The organism is Paenibacillus durus, assembly GCF_000756615.1.
Lineage (GTDB): Bacteria > Bacillota > Bacilli > Paenibacillales > Paenibacillaceae > Paenibacillus_AQ > Paenibacillus_AQ durus.
Map to the genome: position 1 here is coordinate 2,600,091 of NZ_CP009288.1, position 15,242 is coordinate 2,615,332.

At 49.1% G+C, this 15,242-nt stretch carries 1 protein-coding gene; it reads left to right on the forward strand.

Annotated elements, in window-relative coordinates:
* Positions 1 to 48: 48 nt before the first annotated feature.
* Positions 49 to 15,198 carry an SDR family NAD(P)-dependent oxidoreductase gene (locus tag PDUR_RS29815; RefSeq protein ID WP_052410176.1) on the forward strand — a complete coding sequence of 5,050 codons (15,150 nt, stop codon included), beginning with the start codon at positions 49 to 51 and terminating at the stop codon, positions 15,196 to 15,198.
* Positions 15,199 to 15,242 lie beyond the last annotated feature (44 nt).

Consider the following 15,242-nt stretch of genomic DNA (forward strand, 5'->3'; position numbering starts at 1 on the left):
AAGAATGCTTTTGCAATGAAGTCAATCCATATTACGGGAGGGTTAAACTTGGAAACATTAAAGGACAAGACCCTATATCAGCTTAAAACTTTGTTTGGGGAAACTACAAAAATGCATGTGGATAGCATTGATGCTGAAGAGCCTTTGGAAAGCTATGGAATTGATTCGATTATGATCAATCGGCTTAACCAGAAGCTTGGCGATATATTTGGGGAGCTTTCCAAGACCCTGTTCTATGAATACCAGACCTTGCTGGAATTAGCGGAGTATTTTATATCCGACTACCAGCAAGTATGCGTGAAATGGACAGGATATGTAGACAGGGCCCAATCCATACCTGAAAAACCTTCGGAAGAAGAGAAGTTCGATAACGAATTTCCAGTGCTAACTTCATTAAAGGCAGCCAGGAAACAAGCCCGCAGTTTTGCTGCTGCGGTACCGGACAACGCAACACGGGAACCTGTGGCTATTATAGGGATCAGCGGACGCTATCCTAAGGCCGGAAACCTGCCGGAATATTGGGATAATCTACAGCGGGGAAAAGACTGCATCACGGAAATTCCGGAAGAACGCTGGCCCAAGGAAGGGTTCTTCCATCCGGACCCCCAGGAGGCTGCAGTGCAGGGGAAAAGCTACAGCAAGTGGGGAGGCTTTATAGACGGATTTGCGGAATTTGATCCGCTCTTCTTCAATATTTCCCCACGGGAAGCGTATAACATGGACCCCCAGGAACGGCTGTTTGTCCAATCCTGCTGGGAGGTGTTTGAGGACGCGGGATATACCCGGGAGCGGATCAAATCACAATATAACGGGAAGGTGGGTGTCTTTGCGGGGGTTACCAAGACCGGCTTTAATTTATACGGCCCGGATTTATGGAAGCAGGGAGAGCAAATGCATCCGTACACTTCATTCAGTTCGGTAGCCAACCGGATTTCCTATTTGCTGAACCTGCAAGGCCCCAGCATGCCCATTGATACGATGTGCTCTTCGTCATTAACCGCCATTCATGAGGCCTGTGAGCATCTGTACCAGCAGGAATGTGAAATGGCGGTTGCAGGGGGGGTTAACCTTTATCTCCATCCTTCCAGCTATGTTATATTATGCGAGCAGCAGATGCTTTCGGCAGACGGCCAGTGCAAGAGCTTTGGCAGCGGAGGCAACGGCTTTGTCCCTGGTGAAGGGGTAGGTTGTGTTCTGTTGAAACCCTTGTCCAAGGCAGTCGCAGACGGTGACCATATTTACGCTGTGATCCGAAGCACCAGCATCAACCACGGGGGCAAGACCAACGGGTATACCGTGCCAAATCCGGTTGCCCAGGCCGAGCTGATCCGGACGGCGTTTGACAAAGCAGGAATCCATGCGAGGACCGTCAGCTATATTGAAGCCCATGGGACAGGGACTGCTCTGGGCGATCCGATAGAAATCACGGGGCTGACCCAGGCGTTTGGCAGAGATACCGAGGACAGTGGGTTTTGTGCGATAGGATCGGTAAAATCAAATATCGGGCATTTGGAGGCGGCAGCGGGGATCGCGGGAGTGACTAAAATCCTCCTGCAAATGAAGCATGGAAAGATAGCGCCAAGCTTGCATTCGAAGGAATTGAACCCCAATATCCATTTTGCAAAAACACCCTTTGCCGTACAGCAGGAGCTTGAAGAATGGAAACGGCCGGTAGTGGATGGACAGGAGGTTCCAAGGCGGGCGGGAATCTCCTCGTTTGGGGCCGGAGGCTCCAATGCGCACGTTGTGCTTGAAGAATATATTCCTGCAGAGCAGGAAGCGGCCTCTGTTGCCGTTACCCCGGAGAAGCCAGCAATCATTGTGCTGTCGGCAAAGAATGAGGAACGGCTGAAAGAGCAGGTACGGAGATTGCTGTCCGCCATGGAGGAACAGCCATGGACGGAGGCAGACCTTGCAGATATAGCTTACACCCTCCAGACAGGGCGCGAAGCCATGGAAGAGCGCATGGGAGTGATTGTAGAAAGCATCGGGGAACTCAAGGAGAAACTGCGGGGTTTTGCGGCAGGACAGGATGGGATTGAGCATGTATACCGCGGAAAAGTCAAGCAAAATAAGGGAACCTCGGCTATTTTTGCGGCAGATGAAGATATGCAGAAAGCCATCGATTCCTGGATGATCAAAGGGAAATATTCGAAGCTTTTAGATTTGTGGGTCAAGGGGGTCATGATCGACTGGAACAAGCTCTATGGCTCGGCTAAACGGAGAAAAGTCAGCCTTCCTACCTATCCTTTTGCAAAAGAACGCTATTGGGTAGATAAAGTCGGTGAAAATAACGGCAATAACTGGCCAGCTTCTACTGAAGCCTCTGTGATTCATCCTCTGCTGCACCGGAATACGTCCGACCTTTCGGAACAAAGATTTACTTCAACCTTCACGGGCAAGGAGTTTTTCGTGGAGAACGATATGGTTAATGGGCAGAGGATTGTACCCGGAGCAGCATATCTTGAGATGGCCCGGGCTGCGGTTGAGCATGGTGCGGGAGCATGGAAAGAGGAGCAGGCCGGAATACGGCTAAAGGATATCGTTTGGGCTCAGCCTGCCGTTGTGGGGAATCAGCCAGTGCAGCTGAACATTGGCCTGTTCCCGGAGGAGAACGGAGAGATTGCTTATGAGATATATAGTGATGAACCGGAAAAGGCAGATGCCAAGCAGCTCGTATACAGCCAGGGAATAGCCGTACCCTGCCCGCTTCCGAAAGCCCCGGCTTTGGATCTACAAGCGGTACAGAAGGTGTGCAGCAGAAGTATCCTTTCAGCTGAAGGGTTTAAAGCCGGAGCTGCCGGTCATGATTTGACCCGCTATGGGATAGAGAGCGTGCATACAGGAGAAGGGCAGATTCTGGCAAAGCTTGGTTTACCATCTCCGGCATCGGATACGGAAAGCCGGTTCATTCTGCATCCGGGGTTGATGAATGCTGCGTTAAAGGCATCTGCCGCGCTGACAGCCGGTACAGTGGATGACAAGCCCCGCCTGCCTTTGGCGCTTCAGGAACTGGAGATTTTCAGCACATGCACCTCGAAGATGTGGGCGTTCAGCCGGTACAGTTATGACGGCAAGGCAGAGGATATGGAGCAGAAATTCGATATTGACCTTTGTGATGACACCGGAATGGTTTGTGTACGGATGAAAGGAATAGAACTGCACATAACGGATGAAGGTATGGAGCAGAGCATCATTAAGGGTAGTATGAATCATTCTGCCAAACCTTTGGAATCAAGTGATGAAGCGAATCAGATTTTAACTGCAGCAGCTATAAAATACCTGAGCGGTTTGATGTCAGAGATTACTAAAATTCCTGTAAACAGGTTAGAGGCTGAGGCCCCCTTTGACCAGTTGGGTTTGGATTCAATCATGATTACCAGGCTTAACCAAAAAATAGAGCAGTGGACTGGAAAGCTGGAGGCCACTTTATTTTATAAATATAACAGTATCCAGGCATTGGGGAATTACTTGACAGAAAACGATCCGGATGCGGTTTCTAAGCTGGTGGACAGGCCAATAATAGAAGAACCCAATTATGAAGTGCCGGCATATGTAAAAGAAATACCTGAACTTGCTTCAATACGCTCCGCCAAGGCTGCCCGAAACCGTAAATTTTCATCTGTTAAAAATAATAATGAGTATATTGATATTGCTGTAGTTGGGGTCGCTGGAAGGTATCCAAATTCCGGTAATGTAATGCAATTATGGGATAATATATATAACGGCAGGGACTGCATTACAGAGATTCCTTCAGACCGGTGGCCTCTGGAAGGATTTTACGAACCTGACCGGGTCAAAGCCGTTGAAAGAGGACTTAGTTATAGTAAATGGGGAGGATTTTTAGACCATACTGACTGTTTTGACCCCTTGTTTTTTAATATCTCTCCAAAAGATGCGATGTTTATGGACCCGCAGGAACGGCTGTTCCTGGAAGTAGCCTGGGAGTGTATGGAGGATGGAGGATATACACGGGAATCGTTGAAAAAGGATGGATATGGAAATCGTATCGGCGTATTTGTAGGCGCAACGTTCAACAATTACCAGCTTTATATGGCCGAAGCAGCATACCAGGCCGGTCAGGATATGTTTATGGCGAACAGCCAGATCTTTTCGATTGCTAATCGTGTCTCTTATGTTATGAACTTTACAGGCCCAAGCCTGACAGTAGATACTGCCTGCGCATCCTCGCTTTATGCCGTTCATTTGGCTTGTGAAAGCATTCGTAACGGACAATCCAAAATGGCCATTGCCGGTGGAGTGAATTTATCTCTTCATCCAAGCAAGTATATTACACTATCCCAGGGGCAATTCAATGCTGCGGATGGCAGATGCAGGGCCTTCTGTGAAGGCGGTACAGGTTATGTTCCGTCGGAGGCTGTAGGCGCAATTTTCTTGAAGCCGCTGAAGGATGCCATACAAGACGGGGATCAAATCTATGGTGTTATCAAAGGAACTGCTGTCAGTCATGGCGGAAGAACAAACGGGTATACCGTACCAAGCCCGGTCTCTCAATCTTTGGCAATAGAAGAGGCTTTGCTGAGAAGTGAAATTGATCCTCGTACAATTAGCTGTATTGAAGCCCATGGAACAGGAACCGCTTTGGGAGATCCGATTGAGATCACCGGGCTGACGGATGTCTATAAAAAATATACAAATGAAACAGGATTTTGCGCTATTTCCTCTATTAAATCGAATATTGGACATGCAGAAGCTGCTGCGGGAATTGCGCAGGTTACAAAAATCCTATTACAACTGAAGCATCAAACACTTGTCAAAAATATAATGCACGGGGAAGGTCTGAATCCAAATATTGATTTTTCTAAAACTCCTTTTGTTGTACAGGAGAAGACAGAACATTGGAAACGGCCGGTAGTAGATGGACAGGAGGTTCCAAGAAGGGCGGGAATCTCATCGTTTGGGGCCGGAGGCTCCAATGCGCACGTGGTGCTTGAAGAATATATTCCTGTAGAGCATGAAGCGGCCTCTGTTGCCGTTACCCCGGAGAAGCCAGCAATCATTGTGCTGTCGGCAAAGAATGAGGAACGGCTGAAAGAGCAGGTACGGAGATTGCTGACCGCCATGGAGGAACAGCCATGGACGGAGGCAGACCTTGCAGATATAGCTTACACCCTCCAGGTAGGGCGCGAAGCCATGGAAGAGCGTATGGGATTGATTGTAGAAAGCATCGGGGAACTCAAGGAGAAACTGCGGGGCTTTGCGGCAGGACAGGATGGGATTGAGCATGTATACCGCGGGAAAGTTAAGCAAAATAAGGGAACCTCAGCTATTTTTGCAGCGGATGAAGATATGCAAAAAGCCATCGATTCCTGGATGATCAAAGGGAAATATTCGAAGCTTTTAGATTTATGGGTCAGGGGAGTAATGATCGACTGGAACAAACTCTATGGCTCGGCTAAACGAAGAAAGATCAGCCTTCCTACCTACCCTTTTGCCAAAGAACGCTATTGGGTAGATAAAGTCGGTGAACATAACGGCAATAACCGGGTGGCCTCTACCGAAGCCTCCGTTATTCACCCTTTACTGCACCGGAATACGTCCGACCTTTCGGAACAAAGATTTACTTCAACCTTCACGGGCAAGGAGTTTTTCGTGGAGAACGATATGGTTAATGGGCAGAGGATTGTACCCGGAGCAGCATATCTTGAGATGGCCCGGGCTGCGGTTGAGTATGGTGCGGGAGCATGGAAAGAGGAGCAGGCCGGAATACGGCTAAAGGATATCGTTTGGGCTCAGCCTGCCGTTGTGGGGAATCAGCCGGTGCAGCTGAACATTGGCCTGTTCCCGGAGGAAAACGGAGAGATTGCTTATGAGATATATAGTGATGAACCGGAAAAGGCAGATGCCAAGCAGCTCGTATACAGTCAGGGAATAGCCGTACCCTGCCCGCTTCCGAAAGCCCCGGCTTTGGATCTACAAGCGGTACAGAAGGTGTGCAGCAGAAGTATCCTTTCAGCTGAAGGGTTTAAAGCCGGAGCTGCCGGTCATGATTTGACCCGCTATGGGATAGAGAGCGTGCATACAGGAGAAGGGCAGATTCTGGCAAAGCTTGGTTTACCATCTCCGGCATCGGATACGGAAAGCCGGTTCATTCTGCATCCGGGGCTGATGAATGCTGCGTTAAAGGCATCTTCCGCGCTGACAACCGGTACAGTGGATGACAAGCCCCGCCTGCCTTTGGCACTTCAAGAGCTGGAGATTTTCAGCACATGCACCTCGAAGATGTGGGCGTTCATCCAGTACAGTCATGGCGGCAAGGCAGAGGATATGGAGCAGAAGTTCGATATTGACCTTTGTGATGACACCGGAATGGTTTGTGTACGGATGAAAGCACTTATAACCAGGTCTTTGAATGGAGCGATGGGGCAGATTGAGCCAGCAACTATTGGAACACTTTTACTTGAGCCCAGCTGGAAAGAACAAGCGGCAGTAGAGGGATCTGGAGATTCCGGTTACAGTCGTCACTTGGTAGCGCTCTGTGAAATCGGCGGTATCACGCGCGAAGACCTGGAAGGGGAAATGGCGGGCACCCAATGCATTGTCTTACAATCCGCGCAAGAAGAACTGGATCAACGCTTTCAGGACTATGCTGCACGGATGTTTGACGAAGTGAAGAGTATCCTTAAGGCCAAGCCCAAAGGAAAGGTACTTATTCAGATTGTAGTTCCAGCCCAGGGCCGGGAGCAGCTTTTCCGTGCTCTTTCAGGGATACTCCATACGGCGCAGTTTGAAAATCCCAAGGTGGCGGGTCAGCTTATTGAAGTAGAACCGGAAGAAGATGCAGGAAGCCTTATAGCCAAGCTGAATGAGAATAGCCGCAGCCTGGCGGATACACAGGTTCAATATAAAGACGGAAAACGCCGGGTGGCTGTATGGCGCGAGATCAGCGCAGGAACATCTGGAGTGAAGCCGTTATGGAAAGACCATGGAATCTATTTGATTACGGGGGGCGCAGGGGGCCTTGGGCTTATATTTGCCAGCGAAATTGCCGGTAAAGTCAAGCCTGCGACGCTGATTTTGACAGGCAGATCCCCGCTTAACGAGGACAAGCAGTCTAAGTTAAAGGCGCTTGAGGCTGCCGGTGCGCGAGTGGAATACAGAAGAGTCGATGTGGTCCGCAAAGAGGAAGTGGCGGCTTTAATCCAGGGCATCCGGGAAGATTATGGAGCCCTCCACGGAATTATTCACGGCGCAGGGATCATACGGGATAATTTCATCCTGAGAAAAACAAAAGAGGAGCTGCAAGCCGTGATGGCTCCCAAGGTTAGCGGACTGGTAAACCTGGATGAGGCAAGCCGGGACTTGCCGCTGGACTTCTTCATTTTCTTCTCATCCATGACCGGGGCTGTCGGTAATGTCGGCCAGGCGGATTATGCTATGGCTAATGCGTTCATGGATGCTTATGCAGGCTACCGGAACAGCCTGGTGCTGTTAAAGCAGCGCCCGGGACGGACACTCTCCATCAATTGGCCCTTATGGAAAGAGGGCGGAATGCATGTGGATGAAGAGACCGAGAAAGTGATGATGAAGGATTTCGGGATCGCCGCCATGCGGACAGGGACCGGTGTTCAGGCGTTATACCATTCCTTTGCCTCTGGAAGTGATCGAGTCATGGTCATGGAGGGGAATCCGGTACGATTAAAGGAAAAATTTTTGTTGGAATCTCCAGCTTGGCCGGAAACAGAGGTTCCCTGCCTTACAGAAGATCAGGATATGGGCACTTTGCCGGAGCAAGTGCAGGAGGATTGCATAAGAAGAATCGCCCGGCTGCTTCAAACGGGTACCGAAGAAATTGATCCTGATGCAGAGTGGAAGGACTATGGACTTGATGTGGTGGCCCTGACCGGGCTGGTTAACGAATTGAACCAAACGTATGGACTCGACTGGACCTATGATATCTTTCTAGAATATCCGACCCTCCACAGCCTGACAGACTATCTTCTGGAGACTTGCAGAGACCGCTTGACCCGCCCATTGGGAGGGAACGTTTCAAGCACACCTGCTGCTCAAGCTGTTTCTGTTTCGGCTGTTGATCCAGAATTATTGAAGGAAAAAACCCTGCACCAGCTCAAGGTTATGTTTGGCGACATTACCAAAATGCGTGTGGACAGCATTGATGGGGAAGAGTCTCTGGAGAGCTATGGCATTGACTCGATTATGATTAATCAGCTGAACCAGAAGCTTGGGGATATCTTTGGGGAGCTTTCCAAGACCCTGTTCTATGAATATCAGACCTTGCTGGAATTGGCGGAGTATCTGGTCTCCGACCACTTCCCGGGGTGCTTGAAATGGACGGGGCTTACCGAGCGGGTTCAAGCCCTGCCAGAGCGGGTACAAGCCCTGCCGCAGCATGCGGCACAGGGGCATTTCGAGCATGAACTCCCTGTACTGGCTTCACGGAAAGCCGGCAGAAGGAAAGCCCGCAGCTTTACCGCCGGGGTGCCCGCCGCTGCCGCTGCAACACGGGAGCCTGTAGCTATTATAGGGATCAGCGGACGCTATCCTAAGGCCGGAAACCTGCAGGAATATTGGGATAATCTGCAGCAGGGACAAGACTGCATCACGGAAATTCCGGAAGAACGCTGGTCCCAGGAAGGGTTCTTCCACCCGGACCCCCAGGAGGCTGCAGCTCAGGGGAAAAGCTACAGCAAGTGGGGAGGCTTTATAGACGGATTTGCGGAATTTGACCCGCTCTTCTTCAACATTTCCCCTTTGGAAGCCCATAACATGGACCCTCAGGAACGGCTGTTTGTCCAATCCTGCTGGGAGGTATTGGAGGATGCGGGCTATACCCGGGAGCAGATCCGGTCGCAATATCACGGCAAGGTGGGTGTCTTTGCGGGGATTACCAAGACCGGCTACGATTTGTACGGCCCGGATTTATGGAAACAGGGCGAGAGGGTATTTCCGCACACTTCATTCAGCTCGGTAGCCAACCGGATTTCCTATTTGCTGAACCTGCAAGGTCCCAGCATGCCCATTGATACGATGTGTTCTTCGTCATTAACCGCCATTCATGAGGCCTGTGAGCATCTGTATCAGCAGGAATGTGAAATGGCGGTTGCAGGAGGGGTTAACCTTTACCTTCATCCTTCCAGCTATGTTGGATTGTGCGCCCAGCAAATGCTTTCGGCAGACGGCCAGTGCAAGAGCTTTGGAAGCGGAGGAAACGGCTTTGTCCCAGGTGAAGGGGTAGGTTGTGTTCTGTTGAAACCCTTGTCCAGGGCAGTCGCAGACGAGGATCATATTTATGCAGTGATCCGAAGCACCAGCATAAACCACGGCGGCAAAACCAACGGGTATACGGTGCCAAATCCGGTGGCCCAGGCCGAGCTGATCCGAACGGCGTTTGACAAAGCAGGAATTCATGCGAGGACCGTCAGTTATATTGAAGCCCATGGGACAGGGACTGCCCTGGGCGATCCGATAGAAGTCACGGGGCTGACCCAGGCGTTTGGCAGAGATACCGAGGACAGCGGGTTTTGTGCGATTGGATCGGTAAAATCAAATATCGGGCATTTGGAGGCGGCTGCGGGGATCGCGGGAGTGACTAAAATCCTCCTGCAAATGAAGCATGGAAAGATAGCGCCAAGCCTGCATGCGAAGGAATTGAACCCCAATATCCATTTTGCCAAAACTCCCTTTGCCGTACAGCAGGAGCTTGAAGAATGGAAGCGGCCGGTAGTGGATGGACAGGAGGTTCCAAGGCGGGCGGGAATCTCATCGTTTGGGGCCGGAGGCTCCAATGCGCACGTGGTGCTTGAAGAATACATTCCTGCAGAGCATGAAGCGGCCTCAGTTGCCGTTACCCCGGAGAAGCCTGCAATCATTGTGCTATCGGCAAAGAATGAGGAAGGGCTGAAGGAGCAGGTGCGGAGATTGCTGGCCGCCATGGAGGAACAGCCATGGACGGAGGCGGACCTTGCAGATATGGCCTATACCCTCCAGGTAGGGCGTGAAGCCATGGAAGAGCGGCTAGGAGTGATGGTAGACAGCATCGGGCAGCTCAAGGAGAAGCTGCGGAGCTTTGCGGCGGGACAGGATGGGATTGAGAACCTGTACAGAGGGCAGGTAAAACGTAATAAAGATACATTGGCTACTTTGGCTGTGGATGAAGAGATGCAGGAAACGATTGAGAAATGGATTCAACGTGGAAAGTACGGGAAAATTGCAGATCTATGGACGAAAAGTTTAGCTTTTGATTGGAACAAGCTCTATGGCTCGGCTAAACGGAGAAGAGTCAGCCTGCCCACCTATCCATTTGCAAAGGAACGCTACTGGATAGATGGAATCGGTGAAAATAACGGCAATAACCGGGTATCCCCTGCGGAGACCTCCGTGATTCATCCTCTGCTGCACCGGAATACGTCCGACCTGCTGGAGCAGAGATTTACTTCGACCTTCACGGGCAAGGAGTTTTTCCTGGAAAGCCATGTTGTTAAGGGACAACGGGTTTTACCCGGAGTGGCGTACCTTGAGATGGCCCGGGCTGCGGTGGAGCATGGGGCAGGGGCATTGATGGAAGAAGAGTCAGGGATAAGACTAAAGAACATCGTTTGGGTCCGGCCTATTATTGCGGGAACCCAGCCGGTTCAAATCCACATCGGCCTCTTCCCGGAGAAAGATGGAGAGATTTCCTATGAAATCTATAGTGACTTCAGCGATAAGGAACCGGTCATATACAGCCAGGGCCATGCGGTGCTGAATGTGGCTAAAGAAATCACAGCCCTGAATTTAACTGCCTTGCAGCAACAGTGCAATCAAGGAACTTTTACATCTGCCCAATGCTATGAAGCTTTCCGCGCTATAGGGTTTGACTATGGTCCGGGGCATCAAGCAATAGAGAATGTATATTTGGGATCAGGCCAATTGCTGGCTAAACTGTCTTTGCCCTCATCTGTTTCTGCTACGAGAGGTCAGTTTGTCATTCATCCAAGTTTGGCAGATGCTGCTTTACAGACATCAATGTGCTTAATGATGGGTTCACATGAGCTTAAGACAGCGGTACCCTTTGCTTTAGACGAAATTGAAATATTTGGAAGCAGTACCGCTTCGATGTGGGCTTTTGTCAGGTACAGCAGGGGGAGCGAAGAGGGAGACAAAATCAGGAAGCTTGATGTTGACTTGTGTGATGATAACGGGAATATTTATGTGAAATTGAGAGGATTTACATCCAGAGTGTTTGAAGGTGATGCGGATTCTGAAGGAGCTTCAGTTAATACCGGTACTTTAATGCTTAAGCCTGGCTGGAATGAACAACAGGTTCTGCAAGGGGATTCGGCGCCTGTTTATGGCCAACATGTAGTTATACTTTGCGGGCAGGATGAAGCAGCCAGGGAAAAAATTGAAGCTTATATAAACGGAGTCCAGTGTATCATTTTGCAGTCTCAACAGAGCAACATAGATGAACGATTCCAGATATATACTGTAGAGATCTTTGAGAAAATTCAAAACATTCTGAAAGAAAGACCTAAGGATATGGTGCTGATCCAGGTTGTTGTTCCTGCCAGGGAGGAGCTGCAATTTTTATCCGGTTTAACCGGTCTTTTGAAAACGGCTCAACTGGAGAATCCAAAGCTTATAGCGCAGTTGATTGAAGTAGAAGCATGGGAAGGCTCAGAAGGAATACTTGAGAAGCTGCAAGAGAACAGCGGCAGCCCGGTTGATACTCACATACGATATCAGGAAGGTAAACGGTTCGTTGCGGCCTGGAGCGAAATCGAAGCGATCCGCGAAACAGCGGAACTTCCATGGAAAGATAGGGGCATATACCTGGTTACAGGCGGCGCCGGCGGCTTGGGACTTATCTTTGCCAAAGAAATTGCCAGCAAAGTAAAGAATCCTACACTGATTCTCACCGGACGATCCCTGCTCGGCGCGGACAAACAGGCTAAGCTTGACGAATTAGAGGCATTGGGTGCCCGAGCTCAATACAGACAGCTGGATGTGACTCAACGAGTGGATGTTATTGATTTCATACGAAGCGTCCAGGCGGAATTCGGAGGCATCAACGGAATCATACACAGTGCTGGTGTAATCAAAGACAATTTCATACTAAGAAAAAATAAAGCAGATCTGCTGGAGGTTCTGAAGCCTAAAGTTAGCGGGCTGTTGAACCTGGATCACGCGAGCATGGAGCTGCCGCTTGATTTCTTCATTCTATTCTCATCGACAGCAGGGTGCTTTGGCAATGTAGGCCAGGCTGACTATGCTGCGGCGAATGCTTTTATGGATGCCTATGCCAGATACCGCAATACTTTAATCTTATCGAAGCAACGGCAAGGCCAAACCTTATCGATCAATTGGCCTCTGTGGAAAGATGGCGGCATGAGTGTCAACGCAGAAATTGAAAAACAATCGGAACAAAACAAAGGTATAGTTGCCCTGCAAACTGAAACCGGAATTCAAGCTTTATATAGAAGCATAGCTTCGGGCGAACCGCAGGTGATGGTTATTGAAGGCGATATTAGACATTTTCAGGAAACACTCGAAAGACAGTTGCCTCCAGCAGAAGTTGTAACAACGAAGCCTGCTGCAGAAGCGGCAAAAGGAGTACCTGTTATAGAACAACATTTGCTTCATGAGAAAGCTGTAAATTACTTTAAAACGCTGCTTTCATCCGTGATTAAACTGCCTCCTCACCGTATTGAGGCAGATGCGCCCATGGAAAAGTACGGCATAGATTCTATCATGGCCATGGAATTGACCAATAAATTGGAAAAGCCTTTTGGTTCATTATCCAGAACCTTGTTTTTTGAATATCAAAGCATTCAAGAACTAACCGGGTATTTTCTTGAAGCCCATCGGGATAAATTAATAGAACTTTTAGGAATTAAAGAGAAAACAATTGAGGACGGCAAAAATTCAAAGAAAAATGTTGCAGAACCGGAGCCTGTAAAGCAAATGTTCAATAGTCACAGAAGGCTGAGGTTTACATCCTCACGTATGGAATCGAAGCCGGAAAAATTACCTGAGGATAATGATATTGCTATCATAGGACTTTCAGGACGTTATCCCGGAGCAAGAAATATTCAAGAATTCTGGAATAACCTGAGGGACGGGAAGGATTGCATTACAGAGATTCCTGGTGATCGTTGGGATCACAGTCTGTACTTTGATGAGGCTAGGAACACCATTGGAAAAACATATTGCAAATGGGGAGGATTTATTGAAGACATCGATAAATTTGATCCTTTATTCTTCAATATTTCGCCAAGAGAAGCAGAAATTATAGATCCTTTGGACCGCCTTTTTCTGGAGACGGTCTGGAATGCACTGGAAACTTGCGGATATACCCGTGAGAGTTTACAACGCCTGTATCAGGCTAATGTCGGAGTTTTTGCCGGTGCGATGTATCATCAATACCATTCTTTTAATTTGGACATTTCCAAAGAATCAGCCATGGCAATATCATCCTACAGCTCCATTGCAAATAGGGTTTCTCACTTTTTCAACTTTCAGGGACCGAGTGTAGCGATTGATACGATGTGTTCTTCTTCCACGATCGCCATTCATATGGCTTGTGAAAGTCTCATAAAAGGTGAATGCCAATTGGCAATATCTGGAGGCGCTAATCTTTCCATTCATCCGAGGAAATATCTGGGATTGAGCCAGGTGCAAATGCTTGGCAGCCACAGAGACAGCAGATCTTTTGGTAAGGGTGATGGTTATCTGCCTTCGGAAGGTGTTGGGGTAGTGCTGTTGAAGCCGCTGTCGAAGGCAAGAAGGGATGGCGATTCCATTCTAGCTGTGATTAAATCAACATCAACCAATCATGGAGGACATACTAACGGATTCTCCGTTCCCAATCCGAACGCACAGGCTCAGTTGATTGAAAATAACTTTGCAAAATCAGGGATTGATCCTCGTACAGTCAGCTATGTTGAAGCTGCGGCCAATGGGTCGGCATTAGGGGACCCTATCGAAATTACTGCCTTGAATAACGCTTTCCGTAAGTTCACAAGTGATCAGCAGTTCTGTGCAATCGGGTCCGTAAAATCCAATATTGGGCATCCGGAGGCTGTATCGGGAATGGCGCAGCTGACGAAGGTGATTTTGCAATTGCAGCATAAGAAATTGGTTCCGTCCATTAAGGTCGATCCGTTAAACCCTAATATCAGCCTGGATCAGACACCATTTTATCTGCAAAAAGAGTTGATAGATTGGAAAAGACCGGTAATCACACTGAACGGAGCAGAACAGGAATATCCAAGGCGTGCAACTGTAAGTTCCTTTGGAGCGGGCGGATCGAATGCGCATTTAATTATAGAAGAGTATCAGGCCGAACAGGAAGATGTGGATGTAGCTCCAGGCCAGGATTCATCATCCCCTGAGCAGCAGCTCATTGTCTTCTCAGCCAAGAATGCGGTCCGGCTTCAGCTCGTTGTCCGCCAAATGCTGGAGTTCCTGCAGCTTCAAGACGGATACCGCTTATCCGATATTGCCCACACCCTTCAAGCAGGGCGGGAAGCAATGGACTGCCGATTGGCAATGGTAGTAAGCAGCCGTGAAGAGTTGATCGAGGGTATGGAGGCGTACTTGAAATCCGTAACTGAAAATTCAAGAATGGATGCCTCTGTTCCTATGTATACGGGGAATTATGAAGAGGATATTTCAGCGGGAATCAGAACCCTGCTCTCGGGAAGACTGGAGGAGGTCTTGCTGCAAGAACTTATAGCCGAGCATAACCTTGAGAAGCTGGCACTATGCTGGGTGCAAGGAAGTAAAATTCCTTGGGAGCTGCTGCACAGCGGTATAGGTGGCCGAATCGTAGCCTTGCCGACCTATCCCTTTGAGAAACGGCGCTGCTGGGTAGAGCATCAACCTGCTGCAGGGCTGACCGTTAAGCTTGAAGTGCCTGAGGAAGCCGCAAATGAGGATACCGCAGCGGAATTTGAATCTCTTGCCGACCAAGTCATGGATATACTGTCCGTTGTCCTGGGAATGAGCCCGTCGGAACTGGACATCAATAAGCCTTTGGAGCAGTACGGATTTGATTCGATATTGCTGATGTCATTATTTCAACAACTGCAATCCAGGGTGGAATCTTCAGTTACTTTGGACAATTTGCGTGAAAGCAGAACGGCTCAGGATATTGTGAACATTTTGAAGGAAAAGAGTGCAGGAGTAACTGTGGCAGACTTCGATTCCGAAGGCAGCAATCATCGTTCCAAGTGATTTATCCGAATATCCGGAAATTATCCACCTCAACGAAAGCGTCC